This is a genomic window from Streptomyces sp. NPDC056503 (assembly GCF_042794995.1).
Classification (GTDB): domain Bacteria; phylum Actinomycetota; class Actinomycetes; order Streptomycetales; family Streptomycetaceae; genus Streptomyces.
On the sequence record NZ_JBHTST010000066.1, the window covers coordinates 22,474 to 41,240 of the forward strand.

General features: G+C 75.5%; 17 protein-coding genes. 9 read left to right on the plus strand and 8 right to left on the minus strand.

Going from position 1 to position 18,767, the window contains the following annotated elements; all coding sequences use genetic code 11:
* Window positions 1-57: 57 nt before the first annotated feature.
* The gene (locus ACFQ8C_RS20635) at window positions 58-693 is read right to left on the minus strand and encodes a TetR/AcrR family transcriptional regulator (RefSeq protein ID WP_383459422.1); all 636 of its coding nucleotides are present in this window, start codon (window positions 691-693) and stop codon (window positions 58-60) included.
* 36 nt (window positions 694-729) lie between these two features.
* Window positions 730-1,299 (minus strand): TetR/AcrR family transcriptional regulator, encoded by a 570-nt coding sequence (locus ACFQ8C_RS20640; protein WP_383459465.1) that lies wholly within the window; start codon window positions 1,297-1,299, stop codon window positions 730-732.
* 53 nt (window positions 1,300-1,352) lie between these two features.
* On the opposite strand from ACFQ8C_RS20640, the gene ACFQ8C_RS20645 reads away from it, so the two are divergent.
* Entirely contained in the window at window positions 1,353-1,826 is a 474-nt protein-coding gene (locus ACFQ8C_RS20645) for a DUF1707 domain-containing protein (RefSeq protein WP_383459425.1), read from the plus strand.
* Window positions 1,827-1,933: 107 nt separating this feature from the next.
* The gene (locus ACFQ8C_RS20650; RefSeq protein WP_383459426.1) at window positions 1,934-2,497 is read left to right on the plus strand and encodes a hypothetical protein; all 564 of its coding nucleotides are present in this window, start codon (window positions 1,934-1,936) and stop codon (window positions 2,495-2,497) included.
* A 127-nt stretch (window positions 2,498-2,624) separates the two neighbouring features.
* Here ACFQ8C_RS20650 and ACFQ8C_RS20655 read toward each other — a convergent pair whose 3' ends face one another.
* Window positions 2,625-3,815, minus strand: coding sequence for a nitric oxide synthase oxygenase (locus ACFQ8C_RS20655; RefSeq protein ID WP_383459429.1), 1,191 nt, complete (start codon window positions 3,813-3,815; stop codon window positions 2,625-2,627).
* A 112-nt stretch (window positions 3,816-3,927) separates the two neighbouring features.
* The gene (locus ACFQ8C_RS20660; RefSeq protein ID WP_383459431.1) at window positions 3,928-4,326 is read right to left on the minus strand and encodes a hypothetical protein; all 399 of its coding nucleotides are present in this window, start codon (window positions 4,324-4,326) and stop codon (window positions 3,928-3,930) included.
* A 109-nt stretch (window positions 4,327-4,435) separates the two neighbouring features.
* On the opposite strand from ACFQ8C_RS20660, the gene ACFQ8C_RS20665 reads away from it, so the two are divergent.
* The gene (locus tag ACFQ8C_RS20665) at window positions 4,436-6,385 is read left to right on the plus strand and encodes a hypothetical protein (RefSeq protein WP_383459434.1); all 1,950 of its coding nucleotides are present in this window, start codon (window positions 4,436-4,438) and stop codon (window positions 6,383-6,385) included.
* A gap of 16 nt (window positions 6,386-6,401) precedes the next feature.
* On the opposite strand, the gene ACFQ8C_RS20670 is transcribed toward ACFQ8C_RS20665, so the two are convergent.
* Both ACFQ8C_RS20670 and ACFQ8C_RS20675 read right to left on the minus strand, forming a co-directional pair.
* On the minus strand, window positions 6,402-7,610 hold the full coding sequence (locus ACFQ8C_RS20670; RefSeq protein ID WP_383459437.1) for a PP2C family protein-serine/threonine phosphatase: 1,209 nt from the start codon (window positions 7,608-7,610) through the stop codon (window positions 6,402-6,404).
* Between the two features lie 135 nt (window positions 7,611-7,745).
* Window positions 7,746-9,548 carry a SpoIIE family protein phosphatase gene (locus ACFQ8C_RS20675; protein WP_383459440.1) on the minus strand — a complete coding sequence of 601 codons (1,803 nt, stop codon included), beginning with the start codon at window positions 9,546-9,548 and terminating at the stop codon, window positions 7,746-7,748.
* Window positions 9,549-9,768: 220 nt separating this feature from the next.
* Here ACFQ8C_RS20675 and ACFQ8C_RS20680 point away from each other — a divergent pair, with 220 nt between their 5' ends.
* On the plus strand, window positions 9,769-10,593 hold the full coding sequence (locus tag ACFQ8C_RS20680) for a polysaccharide deacetylase family protein (RefSeq protein ID WP_383459442.1): 825 nt from the start codon (window positions 9,769-9,771) through the stop codon (window positions 10,591-10,593).
* Window positions 10,594-10,614: 21 nt separating this feature from the next.
* Here ACFQ8C_RS20680 and ACFQ8C_RS20685 read toward each other — a convergent pair whose 3' ends face one another.
* Entirely contained in the window at window positions 10,615-11,055 is a 441-nt protein-coding gene (locus ACFQ8C_RS20685) for a hypothetical protein (protein ID WP_383459445.1), read from the minus strand.
* Entirely contained in the window at window positions 11,052-12,518 is a 1,467-nt protein-coding gene (locus ACFQ8C_RS20690; RefSeq protein WP_383459448.1) for an APC family permease, read from the minus strand. Before ACFQ8C_RS20690 ends, ACFQ8C_RS20685 begins: the two co-directional genes overlap by 4 nt.
* A 185-nt stretch (window positions 12,519-12,703) precedes the next feature.
* Here ACFQ8C_RS20690 and ACFQ8C_RS20695 point away from each other — a divergent pair, with 185 nt between their 5' ends.
* Genes ACFQ8C_RS20695 through ACFQ8C_RS20715 form a run of 5 tightly spaced genes read left to right on the plus strand, consistent with a single transcriptional unit; the run spans window position 12,704 to window position 18,757 of the window.
* Window positions 12,704-14,062 carry a threonine/serine exporter family protein gene (locus ACFQ8C_RS20695; RefSeq protein ID WP_383459450.1) on the plus strand — a complete coding sequence of 453 codons (1,359 nt, stop codon included), beginning with the start codon at window positions 12,704-12,706 and terminating at the stop codon, window positions 14,060-14,062.
* 21 nt (window positions 14,063-14,083) lie between these two features.
* On the plus strand, window positions 14,084-14,956 hold the full coding sequence (locus tag ACFQ8C_RS20700; protein ID WP_383459452.1) for an ABC transporter ATP-binding protein: 873 nt from the start codon (window positions 14,084-14,086) through the stop codon (window positions 14,954-14,956).
* Window positions 14,953-15,948, plus strand: a complete 996-nt coding sequence (locus tag ACFQ8C_RS20705) for an iron-siderophore ABC transporter substrate-binding protein (RefSeq protein ID WP_383459455.1) — start codon at window positions 14,953-14,955, stop codon at window positions 15,946-15,948. The genes ACFQ8C_RS20700 and ACFQ8C_RS20705 overlap by 4 nt, the downstream gene beginning before the upstream one ends.
* Before the next feature lie 21 nt (window positions 15,949-15,969).
* The gene (locus ACFQ8C_RS20710; RefSeq protein ID WP_383459457.1) at window positions 15,970-18,033 is read left to right on the plus strand and encodes an iron ABC transporter permease; all 2,064 of its coding nucleotides are present in this window, start codon (window positions 15,970-15,972) and stop codon (window positions 18,031-18,033) included.
* A gap of 46 nt (window positions 18,034-18,079) precedes the next feature.
* Window positions 18,080-18,757 carry an adenosylcobinamide amidohydrolase gene (locus ACFQ8C_RS20715; protein ID WP_383459460.1) on the plus strand — a complete coding sequence of 226 codons (678 nt, stop codon included), beginning with the start codon at window positions 18,080-18,082 and terminating at the stop codon, window positions 18,755-18,757.
* The last annotated feature ends 10 nt before the right edge of the window (window positions 18,758-18,767 follow it).

Sequence of the window (18,767 nt, forward strand, 5' to 3'; positions counted from 1 at the left end):
CGCGAAGGGCCCGGGCGCCTCGGGCGGGGCGTCCGGGGGTGGTCTCCGTCCGGTGGATCAGTCCGTGCCGTCGGGCACCGGCGCGTCGAGCAGCGCGCGCAGCGTGCGGGTGAGCGCGGTGCGGGTGGCGGTCGCGTCGAGGCCGCGGCGGGAGCGCAGGTGGTCCCAGGCCGCCCAGGAGGCGGCGGCGTCGAGGGCGTCCAGGAGTCCGCCGGGGGCGTCGGCGTCCGGCACCGGGGCCAGTTCGGGGGCGAACACCTCCGCGAGGTCCGCGCGGAACCACGCGTCGCCCGCCGTCATCACCTCGCGCAGCCCGGGGGAGTCGGGTTCCAGGCCGAGGCCGATCCGGCGGATCGGGGTCATCACCTCGTACATCCGCTCCCGCTGGGCCAGCAGCGCCGCCGCCTTGCGGGCCGTCGGCCACCCCGGCGGCACCGGTTCGGCGTGCGCGCGCCACCGCTCCGCCTGGCGCCGCGCGGCGGCGACGTAGAGCGCCTCGCGATCGGCGAAGTGCACGAAGACGGTCCGCTCGGACACCCCGGCCCGCGCCGCGATCGCCTTGCGCGTCGGCTCGCGCCCGCTCTCGGCGACCAGCTGGAGCAGCGCGTCCACCAGCGTCGCGTACGTCCACTCCGGGTCCCGCCGCCGGCGCCGCGCCGTGCCGCCGGCGTCTTCGCCCACCGTCTCGCTCACCGCCCCATCGTGACAGAGCGTCGGGGTGCCGGGGCGTCAGCCCGGGGGTGTGAGGGCCTCGATGGCCCGGTCGAGGGCGGTCAGCAGGGCGTCCGCCTCCCCGGGGGCGTAGAGCATCCGCAGGGCGAGGCCGTCGGAGACGGCGATGAGGGCGTCGGCGGTGGCCGTCGGCGCGGGGGTGCCGGCGGCGTCGAGGCGCCGGGCGAGCGCGTCGCGCACCTCCCGGTCGACGTGGTGGCGGACCTCGGCCAGGCGCGGGTGGTGGGCCGCGTGCACCGCGAAGGCCAGCTGCGCGGTCGCCTCGGCGCGCCGTTCCTCGTCGAGCGGCAGGGTGGCGCACACCAGCGCGCGCAGCGCCCGCCGCAGCGGCAGGGCCGGGTCGACCGTCCGCAGCCGGGCCTCGATCCGCTCTCCGGAGAGTTTCGAGGCGAAGAGCAGCAGGTCCTCCTTGGAGCGGAAGTACTTCTGGACCGCGCCGGGGGAGCGGCCGCTCGCGGCCGCCACGGTCCGCACGCTCACCTGGCCGAGACCCTCCTCGCCCGCGAGGCGCAGCAGGGCCTCGCCGATCCGCCGGCGCTGTTCCGACCGGTCGACCGTCCTCGGCATCGTCACGCTCCAGGTTTTAGGATACGTTCGTATTCTAACGAATGGGGGAGCACATGGAAGAACGGCCCGACCACCACGTCGACCCGATGCGGAAGCCCGCCGACCCGATCCGGAAGAAGGACGCCGTCCCCGGCGTGCGCGTCTCCGACCGGGAGCGCGACGCCGTCGTCGCCCTCCTCGCCGTCGCCCTGACCGAGGGACGGCTCGACGCGAACGAGCACGCCGAGCGCGTCGGGGCCGCCCTCGCCGCCCGCACCGCGGACGAACTCGCCGTCCTCACCGCCGACCTGCCCGCGCCCCGGCCCACTCCCGAGGAGCGCGAGCGCAAGGAGCTCGCCGAGTGGTACGCCGAATGGCGCTACTGGCTCGGCGGTCTCGTCGTCATGTCCGCCATCTGGGGCGTGAACTGCCTGCGCGACGGCGAACTCGACTTCTACTGGCCGGTGACCCCGCTCGGCATCTGGGCGGCGGTCCTCGTCGCCGCGGCGCTCCGTCCGGGCGACAAGAAGGACGACGACACCGGCTGACACGCCCCCGGCGACGCGTCGAAGCCCGGACTTCGGGGTAAACAGAGACCGAACGCCTCCTCTCCCGAACGGACTTGTGCGCGTTGAGCATGCCACTCGGATCCCGTGTGCCAGGCAGGACCTGGACGATTCGTCTCACCGGCCACCACGACCACTCGGCGCGGGTCAGCTGCACCACCGCGGGCTGCCGTATGCCGGACCGCTCCAAGGACGTGCGCGCGCTGCGCGCCTTCGCCGCCGAGCACGTGCGGGCGCACGCCCGCCTGGCGACCCCGCGCCCGAACGCCGCGTGCGCCTGCGGGGGAGCCGGCTGCCGCCACCACCAGGCCCGGGCGCTCTGCTCCGGCCGGACCCTCCTCGTCCTCATCCACAACCCCGCCGTCGGCGAGGTGTGGACCCTCGCCGAGATCTGCGAGGCATGCGCCCCGCTGATCACCCACGCCCGGATCGTGGCGCGCGCCACGAGCCCGGCGGAGACCCGCGGCCCGGAGCGGGTGCCGGAGCCGCGCACGGCGACCCCCGCCGTCCCCGCCGCCTCGGGCCCGGCCGTCCCCGTGCTGTTCTCCTCCCCGGAGGCGGCCGGTGGCGCCATGGACCCCGCCGACCCCCGCCAGGGCCGGCGGCCCCGCCGGGGCGGGCGCGGGAACCGCACGGGCGGCCGACGGTACTGACCCCGGCGCCACGGGCCCCGGCGCCACGGGTCCCGGCGCCACGGGTCCCGGCGCCACGGGTCCCGGCGCCACGGGTCCCGGCGGTGGGTGCGGACCGGGCGACGCGGTCTCCTGCCGCCCGGTCCGCCTACCCCTGCCGGGGGACGAACGCCGGGCGCAGGGCCGGGTCGACCGGGTCGTAGTAGCGGTGGAAGACCGGCGTGGCCGAGCCCGACAGGGGCGGGACGATCCAGCTCCAGTCGGCCGGGGTCGGCCGGCCGTGCCGCCGCTCCCGCGCGATGTGGCGCAGGAAACGCTCGGACTCGGTGTGGTGGTCCGCCATCGTCACCCCGTCCTCCTGGAAGGAGTGCAGGACCGCCACGTTCAGCTCCACCAGGGCACGGTCCCGCCAGAGCGTCCGCTCCGACGAGCGGTCCAGCCCCAGCTTCTCCGCGACCAGCGGCAGCAGGTCGTACCGGTCCGCGTCCGCGAGATTCCGGGCGCCTATCTCGGTGCCCATGTACCAGCCGTTGAACGGCGCCGCCGGATACCGCACCCCGCCGATCTCCAGGACCATGTCGCTGATCGCCGGCACCGCGTACCAGCGCAGCCCCAGCCCGGCGAACCACGCGTGCTCGGGATGGCGCAGCGCCACCTCGTGGACGGCGCCGTCCGGCAGTTCGTACCACTCGGGGCGGGCGTCGGGCCGCTCCCGCACCATCAGCGGCAGCACCTGGAACGGCTCCTCCTCCCGCTTCCAGCCCAGCTCGCGGGCGACGGCCGTGGTCGCCGCCGCGCGCGGATCGCCGACCCAGCGGCCGGCCGGGGTGCGGTGACCGGCGTACCGGACCAGCTGGTCGTTGACGATCCGGGGCGCGGGGCGGCCCGGCCGGTCCGGGGCGAAGACGGTGAGGACCGGGCGGATCCGCCCTCCGTTGCCCGCCAGCGCCAGGTGCTCGGCGCAGGCGGCGGCGATCCCGTCGGCGGACGACACCCCGCGCAGGTCCCGCACGACGAGGCTGTTCCAGTAGAGCCGGCCGATGCAGCGGGCCGCGTTGCGCCAGGCGACCCGGGCGCCGAAGGACAGCTCCTCGGGCGTGTGCTCGTAGGTGCCGGTGCGGGCGATCTCGGCCCGCACCTCACGGACCCGGGCGTCGACGGCCCCCGCGCCGGGGTACTCGTCGTGGAACTGCCGGACGAACTCCTCCGCCTGCCGCCGGTCCACCCGCTCCGGCCCGCCCGGCACCGAGGCGAGGGCGGGGGCCGCGGCGGCGGCCGAATGAGGGCATGCGACACCGGCGGGCGCGGAGGCGCGGCGACGGATCAGACTGAAGACCAAGGTGTTTCCTCCCTGGCCTCATGACTACCGTACGGAGTCGTCCGGCTGTGGAGGGTGTTCGAACTTCGCCGACGCGGCGGGTCCTTCCTGGTAGGGTGCCCGGCCGCGCGCCTCACACGGCGGTCAGCACGTCCCCGCGCACCCGCTCCAGGACGAGACCGCCGTCGAGCCGGACCCGGGCGGTGAGGACGGGCCGCCGGTTCCGGTACGCGTCCCACGCCGGTTCCAGTGCGCGCACCTGCTCCTCCAGACGCTCCCGGCTCGCGGCCGGCATCTGGGCCCCGAAGGAGTCCAGGAGCGAGGACAGGCGCTCGTACTCCGCCGCCTCCGGGTCGGGCCGGGGCTCCTCCGGCTCGTCGACGCGCTCGACGACGCCCTCCGTCCCCGCCCCGAGCAGCAGCGCACCGGCCACCTCCGCCGGTTCCTCGGCCGGGTCGCCGGCCACCGTGACCGCGCCGGCCACCCTCAGATCGACCGCGAGGCGTACCCGCAGGCCCTGTGTGAGCGTCATCCGGCCTTCTTAGCACGGCGAAGATCATCCGGATCCGGAGGCCCGGCCCGGAGGGCCCGCCCCAAGCCCCCGGGAGTGACGCCCCGCCCGCTCCGCTCGTTCTCGGTGCGTGCAGCAGCTCCGCATCCCCCGCAACGGCCCGTCGGCCGCCATATCCGCCCCGCGTCCCTCCCGGGACGCCGCGGAGGCCGCGCTCGTCGAGCACTATCCCGCCCTGGTCCGCCTCGCCCACCTCGTCCTGCCGCCCTCGCTCGGCCGGCAGCGCCGCGTCCTCACCGCCCACGCCGTGGTCCAGCGGGCCCTGCCCCGCGGCAGGCCCGCCCGGACCACCGCCGGAACCCCGCCCCGCCCCCGCACCCCCCGCGAGGAGGCCCACGCCTGGCTCCGGGCCCGGGTCGTCACCGGCGCCCTCACCGCGCGCGAGCTCCGGCCCGCCGCGCTCGCCCTGCCCCGCGTCACCGGACTGCGGCTCTTCCCCCGCGCCGGCGGCGGCGACGAACTCGTCCTCGACCGGGCCCTCGCGGCCGTCGCCCCCGAGGTCCGCGCGGCCCTCGCGCTCACCCTCCTGGAAGGACTCGCCCCCGAAGAGGCCGCCTCGCTGCTGGCCGGGGCCGGGGTGACCGCTCCCGACCGGGCCCTCGCCGCCGCCGACCGGCTGCGCGCGACCGTCTCCGGCGACCCCGCCGCCCTGCTGCGCGGCCCGGAGTTCGACCCCTGCACCGTCCATCTCCGCCCCACCGACCTGCTGCGCCGACGGCGCCGCGGCGGGGTCGCGGTCCTCGTGGCGGCCCTCCTCCTGGCCGGCGTCCCCGTCGCCGCCGGGGCGCTGCGCCCGGACGCGCCCCCGCCGGCCCCGGCCGCGCCCGCCGCGGGCCCGGCCGCCGACCCGGCGGCCCTGCTCAGGGCCGACCCCGAGCGCTGGGCCGACACCTCCCGCGTCGACTTCACCGCCTGGCCCGCCCGGGGCGCCCGCACCGGGGACACGGCGCTCCTCGGCCGCGCGCTGACCGCGTGGGCCGGGGGAGAGGTCCGCAGGGAGACCACGCCCCGCACCGCCGCCACGCCCCCGGCCGCACCGCCCGCCCTGCTCTACGCGGGCGAGACCGACGGCGCGGCCGTGGTGCTCCTCCACGACGGGCTCCGGCTCGCCCGCTACACCGAACCGCCCGCCGGGGCCGGGGCGCCCGCCCTCGTCCTGGCCCGCGCGGACGACGCCGACGTCACCACCGCCGCCTCGGTCGTCCTGGCCCGCACCGGCGCCGGCACCCGCTACCTCCTCGCCCCGTGGATCGCCGAGGCGGGCGTACGGGACCTGGCCGCCCCGGCCACCGCCGCCCGGGACCTGCCCGTGGCACCGGACGGGGTCACCGGGCCCGTACCGGCAGCCGGGCCCGGCGGCATGGCCGGGTGCGGCGGGACCACCGTGCTCCAGCTGCGCTCCTCCGCCCGCATCGTCGAGGACCACGCCTTCCTCGTCGCCGACCTCGGCGGACTCGGCCCCGCCCACCTCACCTGGACCCCGCTCCCCGCTCCCGGCATCCCCTCCCGGCAGCCCCGCGAGGCCACCGGGCCGCTGGGCCTCGCGGCGTGGGCCCGGTCCGGCTGTCTCCTCGGCGGGCTGCGGGACTCCGGGGTCCGCTCCGTCAACCGCTGGGAGTTCGCCGCGCAGGAGCTGCCCGAACGGGCCGGCCGGGCGCTGTGGGTGTGCGCCCGTGCCGAGACCTGGGAGGGCACCGGCCGGGCCGACGTCGTCCTGGAGACCCCGGCCCGCGCCCCGGAGCCCCGGCGGCCCGTGGTCTCGGTGCCCGACACCGCCGCGTGCGGACGCTTCGGGCAGGACGTCCTCGCCGGAAGCCCCTGGACGTCGCCGGCCGGCACCCGCTATCTGCTCGCGGCGGGCAGCCGGCACGTGGTCGGGATCACCGCGGGCGGCGCCGTGCGGGCCCGCGCGCAGGGCCGGGTCCTCGCCGCCAGGGCCGCCGGGACGGGGACCACCGTTCTGGACGGACGGCTCGCCGACGGCGGTGTCCTGCGCGGCTGGACGCCCGCCACGGGCTGAGCGCGGCGGGCGCCGGTCAGGCCGGGACGGCCAGCGGCCGGGACGGGACGGGGACGGCCGGACCGCCGTTCCCGTCCCGGACCACCAGGAGGGCCGTGGTGTCGTCCTCCAGGCCGTGGGCGCCGAACCGGTCCAGGTCCTCCCGCAGCAGCTCGGGGATCCGGTCCGCGGGCTCGCCGGCCCACGCCCGCAGCCGCCGCTCCAGCGGGTAGAAGGCGCCGGTGGCGTCGCGGGTCTCGGAGACGCCGTCGGTGAACATCAGCAGCCGGTCGCCGGGGCCGAAGGGGACCTCCTCCACGGTGAACGGCGCGTCGACCGGAACCGGCAGGTGGATCGGTACCGACGGCGAGGAGAGCTCGACCGTCTCCACCGTCCCGCCCCGCTGCACCACCGGCGCCGGGTGACCGCAGCTCAGCAGCCGGATCACCGGCCGGTCGTCGGGGATCTCGGCGAGCAGCACCGTCGAGAAGCGGTCGGCCGCCTCCGACTCCGGCGCCCGCTCCGCGTACCGGGCCATGCTGGCCTCCAGCCGCTGGGCGATCGCCGGCAGGTCGGGGGCGGTGTAGGCGGCCTCGCGGAAGGAGCCGAGCAGCAGCGACGCGGCCTCCACCGCCGGTAGCCCCTTGCCCTGCACGTCGCCCAGCATGATCCGCACGCCGTCACGGACCCTGAGCGCCTTGTAGAAGTCGCCTCCGACGTGCGCGCCGGCGGCGGAGGCCTCGTACAGCAGCCGCAGGTCGACCGGGCCGATGCGGGGCGGCAGCGGGCGCAGGACGGCCCACTGCGCGGCCTCCGCGACGGCGCTGACCTGGCGCAGCTCGGCCTCGCGGCGCTGCCGGGCGTGGCTGGAGACCGCCGCCGCGAGGGCGACCACCGCGAGCACCACCTGGTTGGCGAGGAGCGCGGGGAAGAGGGCCTCGCCGCGGGCGGCGGCGAGGACGCCGCTCACCGCCATGGTGAGCGCGCCGATCGCGGCCGTGCCACGAGCCGTCCAGGTGGCGGCGGCGAGCGCGGGCGCGGCGATCAGGAAGCGGTCGAAGCGTTCCTCCGGTGAGGTCAGCACGTCCGCCAGGGTGGCGAGCGCGATCACCAGGAACGGCAGCGTCCGCCCGACCGCGTAGCGCAGCTCCGCGCGGCCCCAGGGCCGGGCGGGGGTGGGGCGGGGGCCTCGCGAGGCCCCCGTGGCGGGGGCCCGCCGGGTGGTCGCGGCCGGATCCGCGGGCATGGCTCTCCTCGACGTCGGACTCCCGCGCCGCGGCGGACCGTGACGCCCTTCGAGGGCCAGCATGCCCGCCGCTCCGCTCCCGGGGCAGGGCCGGACGTCACAGGGCCCCGGGACGTACGGCCCGGGGGACGTACGTCAGGAGGGGAGGTCCTGCTCGGCCCAGACGACCTTGCCGGTGGAGGTGCGGCAGGAGCCCCAGCGGCGGCAGAGCATGTTGACGAGCTGGAGGCCGCGACCGCCTTCGTCGCTGAGGTCGGCGTGCTGGATCTGCGGGAGGTCGGGGCCCGTGTCGGAGACCTCGACGACCAGCCGATCGCCGCGCAGCAGCCGCAGCTCGCCCGGCCCGTTGCCGTACCGCAGGGCGTTGCCGACGAGCTCGGAGACGACCAGCTCGCAGACGTCGGCGAGGTCGTCGAGGCCCCACTCGGCGAGCTGGCGGGTGACCAGGCGCCGCGCCTCGGAGGCGGCCCTGCCGTCGCCCGACAGCGGCCACACCCGCAGCCCGGTCTCCCGGTCGAGCGGGACGGCCCGCGCCGTCAGCAGCACCGCCTCGTCGAAGCGGCCCGGCCCGGCGGGGGCCGCCGCGATCAGCCCGCCGTTCTCCAGCGCGCCGGGCGACAGGGCGAGCGCCGCCGACCGCAGCCGGTCCAGCTGCTCCTCCAGGTCGGCGCCCCGGGCCTTCACCAGGCCGTCGGTGTACAGCACGAGCCCGCCGCCCTCGGGCACGGTCACCGTCACCGGGTCGTACGGGATCACCCCCGCGCCCAGCGGCGCCCCGGCCGGCAGCGGGACGAACCCGGCCCCGCCGCGTCCGTCGAGGAGCAGCGGCGGCAGCAGCCCGGCCCCGGCCAGGGTGCAGCGGGAGTCCGCCGGATCGTAGACCGCGCAGAGGAAGGTGGCGACCTGGTCGTCCTCCAGGTCGCGGGTGGCGAGGTCGAGCCGGGCGAGCACCCGCTCGGGTGCCATGTCGAGGGTCATCAGGGTGCGGGCGACGGCCCGGAGCCGGCCCATGGTGGCGGCGGCCGGCAGTCCCTGGCCCATGACGTCGCCCGCCATCAGGGCCGTACGTCCGCCGGGCAGGGACATGACGTCGTACCAGTCGCCGCCCACCGGGTGACGGGCCGCGGAGGGCGCGTACTCGCCGTGCACCCGCAGCCCGGGGGTGACGGGCGTGGCGCGGGGCAGCAGGCTGCGCTGGAGCGAGACGACGCGCTCGCGTTCCCGGCCGTACAGCCGGGCGTTGTCGATGAAGACGGCGGCGCGGGAGGCCAGCTGCTCGGCGAGCGCCAGGTCGGTGGGGCAGAAGGGCGGGCTGCCGGGGCCGCGGACGAAGTCGGCGCTGCCGAGGAGCAGCCCCCGGGCGATCAGCGGTACCGCGAGATAGCTGTGCACGCCCAGGGCGCGCATCTTCGCCGCGCCGCTCGCGGTCGGGGAGACGCGGGAGAAGTCCTCGTCGCGCATCCGGCCCACGAGCACCGGCTTGCCCTGCCGCAGGCAGTACTGGTGCAGCAGGGTCTCGTGGTGCTTCTGGTCGCGGACGAAGGTCTCGCCGACCGGGGTCGCCTCCAGCGTCTGCATGGTGTCGACGGCGGACAGCGCGACCGCCCGCATCGGGGGGACGCCGCGGCCGGTCCAGCGCGAGCCCTCCTCGCCGTGCAGGACGCTCTCCATGATGTCGACGGCGGCGCCGTCGGCGAAGCCGGGCACGGTGAAGTCGGCCAGCTCCCTGGCGGTGCTCTCCAGGTCCAGGGTGGTGCCGATGCGGGTGCTCGCGGCGTTGAGCCAGGCGAGCCTCTCCTCGGTGCCGGCCCGGTCGAGCGGAAGCCCGCGTACGGGGCGGTCGCGCCGGGCGCGGAGGGCCGCCGCCCGGTACACCGCCGAGGTGCGCACGGCCGAGACCCTGCCGGTCAGGCGCCGTCCGCCGCTGCCGCCGCTCACTCTTCCGGCCTCCAACGGGAACTTGACCAGGTGTGGTGGACAGTCTGCACCGGAACCCCGCCCGGCGCACCATCCGAACAGCAGCGGAATCGAAGCCGAACGGTAGCTCTGTCACATCCGCCGAAAGGGTGAAACCTGTTCGGGCCCTCGTTCGTCCTCTCCCCCGGGAGCGCGCCGGAAGGCGCGGGGTCGCATCGGGAACGCGAGGATCGGAGGGCGCATGCGCCGGATGGGCAAGTACACCGCGCACGTGGCCGTGTTGGCGTCGGCGGTCGGCATCAGCCTGGCCGCGTGGGGGGCGACGGCGCTGGTGGGCGGGGACGCCGGGGGTGCCGGGACGCCGGGGGCGGGGGGCGCCGCGGCGCCGAAGCTCCCGGCCCAGCGGACGGACGGGGCGAACCGGCCCGCGAAGCCGACGGCGGGGGTGCCGGAGGGGATCGCGCACGCGGCCGAGGCGGGCGGACGGGCCGTCAACATCACCATCGACGACGGTCCCGACCCGCGCTGGACCCCGCAGATGCTGGACATCCTCAAGCAGAACGACGTCAAGGCCGTCTTCTGCATGATCGGGCCGCAGGCGAAGCGGCACCCGGAGCTGGTGAGGCGGGTGGTGGCCGAGGGGCACCGGCTGTGCGACCACACCATGACCCACGACACGGCCATGGACCGCAAGCCGGTCGCGTACCAGAAGCGGCAGATCCTCGACGCGCGGAAGCTGATCGAGGAGGCGGCCGGCGGCGTGGAGGTGCAGTACTACCGCGCTCCGGGCGGGGCGTTCACGCCGGACAGCCGGAAGATAGCCGCGGCCGCCGGGATGCGGCCGCTCGGGTGGAACGTGGACACCAAGGACTTCGAGCGGCCGGGCGCCGCCGCCATCGTGGCGACCGTCAAGGGCGAGCTGTCCAACGGGCCGACGATCCTCTTCCACGACGGAGGGGGCGACCGCTCGCAGACCGTGACGGCGCTGCGGCAGGTGCTGCCGTGGCTGAAGGAGCAGGGCCGCACCTTCAGCTTCCCGGTGCGCACGGCCCCGGACACTCCGTGAGGTCCGGGGCCGCACGGCCCGTCAGCGCTTGACGGTGTCGTCGGTCTTGAGGTCGTCGACCGCCTCGTCGAACGCGGCGACCTGGTCGGGGCAGTAGACCTGGAGGACGATCCGCTCGACCTCGACCGCCTTGGAGTCGGCGATGACCGGGCGGCTGCCGGGGCCGGTGGCGCCGTTCGACAGCTGCTGGAGGCGGTACAGCCCCTTCTTCAGGGCGTTGTCGGGGTCTTCGCAGACCTGGCCGCCGTCGCTGCCGAGGACCCGCTCGGTGGTGTCCTGGTCGGGGGCGGGGTAGCCCGCCTTCACCAGTTCCTCGCTGAGCTGCTCGGCCTTCCGGGAGGACGCGGCGGTCTGCTTGATGTGGCCGTAGCGGATGAGCCCGGCGATCAGCAGGCCGACCAGGATCACGATCGCGCCCCAGTAGATCCACTTGTGTTCGGAGGCGAAGCGGGTCGGGCTCATGCGGCGTCTCCCTCGTTCGCGGGGGCGGCCTCGGCCGTCCGCCAGCCGGGCTTGCGCAGCTTCAGGAAGGCGTAGGGGATGAGCAGTCCGAGGACGACCAGGCCGCCGCCGACGATGAGGACGTACGACCAGACGCTGCCGCTGCCGAACTGCGAGGGCGGGACGAAGCCGATGAACATGGCCGCGAGCGAGGCGAGCAGGCCGACCGAGCAGATCAGGCCGAGGGCGGGCGCCCGGTAGCCGCGCGGGTGGTCCGGCTTGAGCTTCCGCAGCCGCATCGCCGCGACGAACATCAGCAGGTAGACGATGAGGTAGACCTGCGTGGTGATGGTCGAGAAGATCCAGTACACGCTGGAGACGTTCGGGATCAGCGCGTACCCGAGGGCGATGACCGAGGTGACGATGCCCTGGGTGACGAGGATGTTCTGCTGGATGCCGAACTTGTTGAGCTTCTGGAGGAACGGCGGCAGGTAGCCCTCGCTGCGGGAGATCTCCAGGAGGCCCTTGGAGGGGCCGGCCAGCCAGGTCAGCATGCCGCCGAGGGAGGCGGAGATGAGCATGACGGCCGCGATCGGGGTCATCCAGCCGATGTCGAAGTACGAGAAGAAGGCGTCGAAGGCCTGCATGACGCCGGCGGTGAGGCTGAGCTGGTCGGCCGGGACGACCCAGCTGATCGCGAGGGCCGGGAGGATGAAGATCAGCAGCACCAGGCCCATCGCCAGGAACATCGACTTCGGGTACTCCTTCGCCGGGTTCTTCAGCGAGGAGACGTGCACCGCGTTCATCTCCATGCCCGAGTACGACAGGAAGTTGTTGACGATCAGCACGAGGCTGGCGAGGCCGGTCCACTGGGGGAGGAGGTGGCTGCTGTCCATCGGCGCGGCCGAGGGGTTGCCCTGGCCGAGGAAGATCATGCCGAGTACGACGAGGATGGTGCCGGGCACCAGGGTGCCGATGATCAGGCCCCAGCTGGAGAGGCCGGCGAGGGCCTTGGTGCCGCGTGAGGAGACCCAGACGCCGGTCCAGTAGAGGACCATGATGACGATCGCCGTGTAGACGCCGTTGGAGGCGAGCGAGGGATCGATCACGAAGGCGATCGTCGAGGCCACGAAGGCCAGCAGGCTCGGATAGTAGAAGATCGTCATCGCGAACTGGCACCACACGGCGAGGAAGCCGAGCGGCTTCGACAGCCCCTCGGCCACCCACCGGTAGACACCGCCCGACCAGCCGGAGGCCAGCTCGGCGGAGACCAGGGCCGTCGGCAGCAGGAAGACGATGGCGGGGACCAGGTAGAGGAAGACGCAGGCGAGGCCGTACACGGCCATCGTCGGGGCGGCGCGGAGGCTGGCCACCGACGCGGTGGTCATGAGCGCCAGGGTCACCCAGGTGATGGTGGGCGGCGCGGTCGGTCGTGCCTCGGCACGGGATTTCGGCAGATCGGCCGGGACGTCCATCGATGCCATGGGCCCTCCCTGGGGTTTCGGCGTGATCGGCCCCAGGCTGCGGCATACGGGGAGGGGGCGCAGGGCGGGAGGGCCGTTCGGGTGATGCCGGGTGTGGGGGAGGCGGCGGCGGCCGGTGCCGGATGCCGGGTGCGGCCGGGTGGGGGATGCTGATGGTTCGTCACCCTGGACCCGAGGAGGCGGCCGTGGCGCGAGCTGTGGGGGAGCCGGAGGAGCCGGTGGCCGGCACGTCCGGCGTGTCCGGCGCGTCCGGCGGGCTCGGAGGGGCCGGCGGGCTCGGCCGTGAGGGGGCGGGTGACGCGGCGTCCGACCAGGTGGCCGGGTTCCTGACCCGGCTCACCGGGCTGCTGCTGCGCACCTCGGGCGAGGGGTCCGAACTGATCGCGCGTGAGGTCACGGCGGCCGGGCGGGCGCTGGGCGCCGAGGTGTCCGTGCTGCTGGTGATGGACACCGCCACGCTGACCGTCGCCGTCCCGGACGGGCGGGCCGCGACCGTCATCGTGCACGCCGCCCCGGAGGTGGCCCGGCTGGACCGGATCGCGGCGCTGAAGCCGCTCGTGGCCGACGTGGTCGCCGGACGCGCGGGGGTCGCGGAGGCGAGCGCCCGGCTGGCGCGGATCGAGGCGGCGCCGGCTCCGTACCCCTGGTGGCTGAAACTGCTCGGGATCGTGCTCTTCTCGCTGGGGTTCGCCCCGCTGATGCAGCCCACCTGGTACGAGCTCGGCACCACCGCCGTCCTGGCGACGCTCGCCGCGGTCCTCGCGGTGGCCGCCGACCGGGTTCCGAGGCTCGCCAGGGTGCTGCCGCTGGTCGCCTCGCTCGCCGTGTCGGTCGTGACGCTCTGGCTGTTCGCCGGCGATCCGGCGCACGGCGGGCCGGTGCTGCTGATGCTGCCGGCGCTGTTCTTCTTCGTGCCCGGCGACTACCTCAGCGCGGCCGCCGCCGAACTCGGCGCGGGGCTCCTCACGACGGGCGCGATCCGGCTGGTGTACGCGGCCTTCCTGCTGGTCCAGCTCTGCGTCGGCGTCCTGCTGGGGGTGTACGTCACCGGCACCTCCACCACGGCGCTCTTCGACACGGCCGCCGGGACCGACCTGCCCCGCTGGGTGCTCTTCGCCTCGTGGACGGTCTTCACCGCGGGGACCGTACTGGCGTTCGCGATCCCGCGCCGCTTCCTCTGGCCACTGCTGGCCCTGGTCTACCTGACGGTGGCGGTGCAGTCGGCGGCGACCGGGCTGATCGGGGAGACCGGGGGCACCTTCGTGGCGGCGGTGGTGCTCGCGGCGGTGGCGACGCTGCTGTCCCGGGGGCCGGAGCGGCCGCCCCGGCTCCTGCTCGTCCTGCCGGGCTTCTTCACGCTGACGGTCGGTTCGCTGGGGATGCGCGGGCTGACGTCGCTGGCCGGCGGGTACGTGGTGGACGGCTTCTCCGACCTGCTGGAGCTCGTCCTGGTGGTCACCGCGATCGCGGTGGGACTGGTCCTCGGCGCCACGCTCGTGCCGGAGCGGAGCGCACGAACGGAGCCCCCTGTTCCATCGATGTGAGGTTAGGCTAACCTAAGCGTCGTGCAAGCAGGTGAAGAGACCTCCACGGTCCCCCGCCCGCGCGGTCACGAGCTGTCGGCCACCGCCGTCACCGTCGCCTACGACGGAGTCGACGTCGTCCACGACGCCTCCCTGACCCTGCGGCCCGGCCAGGTGACCGTCCTCGTGGGACCGAACGGCAGCGGCAAGTCCACGCTGCTCCGTACGGTCGCACGCCTCCAGCGGCCCCGAAGCGCCCGCCTCGTCCTCGACGGCGGCACCGACGGGCTCGCCCTGAGTACCCGTGAGTTCGCCCGCAAGGTCGCCCTCCTGACCCAGGGCCGGCCGACCCCCGGCGGACTCACCGTCCGCGACCTCGTCGAGTTCGGCCGCTACCCCTACCGCGGCCGCTGGGGGAAGTCCGACCCGGACGGCCCCGCCGCCGTGGAGCGGGCGCTCGCCCTCACCGGCGTGGACGAACTCGCCGACCGGGGTGCCGAACACCTCTCCGGCGGGCAGCTCCAGCGGGTCTGGCTCGCCGGCTGCCTCGCCCAGGAGACCGGCGTGCTCCTCCTCGACGAGCCCACCACCTACCTCGACCTGCGCTACCAGGTCGAACTCCTCGACCTCATGCGCGACCTGGCGGACCACCACGGCATCGCCGTCGGCGCGGTCCTCCACGACCTCGACCAGGCCGCCGCCGTCGCCGACCGGATCGTCCTGCTCCACGCCGGACGCGTCGTCGCCGACGGGCCCCCCGAGGAGGTCCTCACCGGACCCCGCCTCACCGAGACGTACGGCATCCGCATCGAGGTCGACACCGACCCCCTCACCGGACGGCCGCGCACCCGCGCGCTGGGCCGGCACCACACGCGAACCCCCGCGCGATCCGAAAGGCTCAGCCCCACCCCATGAGAAAGAACCTCCTCACCGCCGCGGCCCTCACCACGGCGGCCCTCGCCCTGTCCACGCTCACCGCGTGCGGCACCACCGAGCCCGCCGCCGACGCCAAGGCGGACAAGAAGGCCGAGCCGATCACCCTCACCGACGACACCGGCACCGAGGTCAAGCTCGACGGCCCGGCCACGAAGGTCGTCGGTACCGAGTGGAACGTCGTCGAGCAGCTCGTCTCGCTCGGCGTCGACCCCGTCGGCGTCTCCGACGTCAAGGGCTACAAGACCTGGAACACCGCCGTCCCGCTCAAGAACGAGCCCAAGGACGTCGGCACCCGCGGCGAGCCCAGCATGGACACCATCGCCGCCCTCAAGCCCGACCTCATCCTCGCCACCTCCGACCTGCCGCCGGCCGCCGTCAAGCAGCTCCGCGCCGTCGCCCCGGTCCTGGAGGTCAAGGCCGCCGACGCCGCGGACCCCATCGGCCGGATGACGAAGAACCTCGACCTCATCGCCAAGGCCACCGGCACCACCGCCAAGGCCGACGAGCTCAAGAAGGGCTTCGAGACCAAGCTGGCGGAGGGCGGGAAGGCCCTCGCCGACGCCGGCCTCGCCGGAGCCAAGTACGCCTTCGCCGACGGCTACGTCGTCTCCAACCAGGTCTCCGTCCGCCCGTACACCAGCGGTTCGCTGATCGGCGGCGTCAACGAGAAGCTCGGCCTCGAGAACGCCTGGACCGTCCAGGGCGACCCCGCCTACGGCCTCGGTGCCACCGACGTCGAGGGCCTCACCAAGCTCGGCGACGGCGTCCACTTCGCGTACATCGGCAACGACGGCGACCCCAACGCGACCCCGTTCTCCGGCGTCCTCGCCAAGGACAAGGTCTGGACCTCGCTCCCCTTCGTCAAGAAGGGCGACGTCCACCGCCTCCCCGACGGCATCTGGATGTTCGGCGGCACCGAGTCGATGAACCAGTACATCGACTCCGTCGTCACCGCGCTCACCAAGAAGTAGGACACGAGGAAACCCCGCACCATGGCCGTCACCGCGACCACCCCCGCCGCCCCCACCCAGGCCGCAGCCACCCGCACGGGCGCGGCCGCGGTGACGGCCGCACTGGTCCTCCTCGTCGTCTGCCTCGCGCTCGTCGACATCACCCAGGGCACCGCCTCCGTCGGCGCGGCCGAGATCGTCGGGGCGCTCACCGGCCACGCCGACCCCGGCGACGCCTCCGTCGTCGTCGCCTCCCGGCTGCCCCGCATGGTCGCCGGACTCCTCGTCGGCGCCACGCTCGGCATGGCCGGCGCCGCTCTCCAGGCCGTCAGCCGCAACGTCCTCGCCGCGCCCGACACCCTCGCCGTCAACGCCGGCTCCTACTTCGCGCTCGGCCTCGCCGCCGCCACCGGCGTCTCCCTGCCCTTCCTCGCCTCCTCCGGCATCGCGTTCGTCGGCGGGCTCATCGCCGCCGCCGTCGTCCTCGGCCTCTCCGGCCTCGGCTCCGGCACCGTCCGGCTCGTCCTCGCGGGCAGCGCCCTCACCCTGGGCCTCACCGCGCTCACCGAGGGCCTGCTGCTCCTCTTCCCGCAGCAGACCGAGGGCGTCTACCACTGGAACCAGGGCAGCATCGCCCAGAGCGGCTTCGACGGCGTCCTCCAGATGCTGCCGATCGCCGTCGCCGGTGTCGCCGGACTGCTCCTCCTCGGCCGCCGCGTCGACGCCCTGGCCCTCGGCGACGAGGCCGCCCGCGGACTCGGCGTGCCGGTCCGCTCCACCCGCGTCACCGCCGTCGTGCTCGCCGCGCTGCTCGCCACCGCCGCCGTCACCCTCGCCGGACCCGTCGGCTTCGTCGGCCTCTGCGCCCCGGCCCTCATGCGGCCGCTCGCCCGCCGCTTCCGCGGCTACGGCCGCAGCCGGACCTTCGTCCCCGCCGCCGGACTCGCGGGCGCCGCCCTCGTCCTCGGCGCCGACGTGCTGCTCCGTACCGTCGTCCCCGCCGACACCGCCGTCGCCGTCCCGACCGGTGTCGTCACCAGCCTCGTCGGCGCCGTCTTCGTCGTCGTCATGGCCGCCCGGCTCCGCGACACCGGCGACGTCGCCGTCGACCGGCTCCGGATCCGCAGCCGCACCGCCTTCCTCACCACCACCACCGTCCTCGTCGTCGCGCTGGCCGGTGTCACGGTCGGCGGCGTCCTCCTCGGCGACGCCAAGCTCCTCCTCGGCGACGTGACCAACTGGGTGGCCGGACAGGCCGGCCAGACCGTCTCCTTCGTCCTCGACACCCGGGTGCCCCGGGTCCTCGCCGCGCTCCTCGCGGGCGCCGCCCTCGCCCTCGCCGGCACCCTCGTCCAGGCCGTCACCCGCAACCCGCTCGCCGAACCCGGCATCATGGGCGTCTCCGGCGGCGCCGCCCTCGGTGCCGTGCTGCTCGTCACCACCGTGCCGATGGCCGGCTCCTGGAGCGTGGCCGGCGCCGCGTTCACCGGCGCCGCGGGCGCCGCCCTCGTCGTCTTCGGCTTCGCCGCCCGCGGCGGGTTCAAACAGACCCGGCTCGTCCTCGTCGGCTTCGCCGTGCACACCGCCACCGCCGCCGTCGTCGCCCTGCTCATCATCCTCACCGACCCCTTCAACGCGACCAAGGCCCTCACCTGGCTCTCCGGCTCCACCTACGGCCGGACCCTGCCCGACGTCCTGCCCCTGGCCGTCGCCGTCGTCGTGGGCCTCGCCCTCGCCCTGGCCCGCCGCACCGAGCTCGACCTGGTCTCCCTCGACGAGGACACCCCCCGCCTCCTCGGCCTCCCGCTCGGCCCCGGCCGGCTCGGCTTCCTCGTCCTGAGCGTGGTGCTCAGCGCCACCGCCGTCGCCGCCGCCGGCACCATCGGCTTCGTCGGCCTGGTCGCCCCGCACGCCGCCCGCGCCCTCGTCGGCCGCCGCCACCACCGGGTGATCCCGGTCGCGGTCCTCCTCGGCGCCGTCCTCGTCTGCGCCGCCGACACCGTGGGCCGCACCGTCATCGCCCCCGCCCAGCTCGGCGCCGGCACGATGACGGCCATCATCGGCACCCCGTACTTCCTGTACCTCCTGGTCCGCAGCCGCCGCTGACCGGCCCGTAGGATCACCGGGACGTACGGGTGAGAGCGAGGAGCGCATGGCCGTGACCGCCGTGGTGGAACCGACCCTGCCGGCCCTGCCCGCGCCCCCGGAACTCCTGGAGCGGGACGAGGACGGGCAGCGGCTCGGCGCGCTCCTGTGGCGGCCCGGGCCCGGCTGGCGGGCCGTCAGCAGCGCCGTCCTCGGCGGCGGCATCGGGGAGCGGGCCTGGGTGATGAACGTCCAGGTCGCGCACGGCTACACCCGCACCGACCCCGAGGCGCACCTCGCCGCGCTCGCCCGCCGCGCCGGGCTCCACGGCCCCGGCGTCGGCCTGATGACCGCCGCCGAGGTCGCCGGGCGCGGGACCGCCTCCGACGGCGGCGTCGACGCGGTGGCCACCGCCGGGACGGAGGTGCGCGGATGGGCGGCGGCCCCGGGAGCGGGCCTCCCCGGCCCCCAGGCCCCCGGCACGATCAACATCGTCGTCACCGTGCCCGCGCCGCTCACCGACGCCGCCCTCGTCAACGCGGTGGCGACCGCCACCGAGGCGAAGGTGCAGGCGCTGCTCGACGCCGGACTCGACTGCTCCGGGACCCCGACGGACGCGGTCTGCGTCCTCGCCCGCGCGCCCCGGCCCGGAGGACCCGCCGAACCCTTCGCGGGGCCCCGCTCGCTCTGGGGCGCCCGCCTGGCGCGGGCCGTGCACCGGTCCGTCGGCGACGCCCTCCGCTGACGGGGGGCGT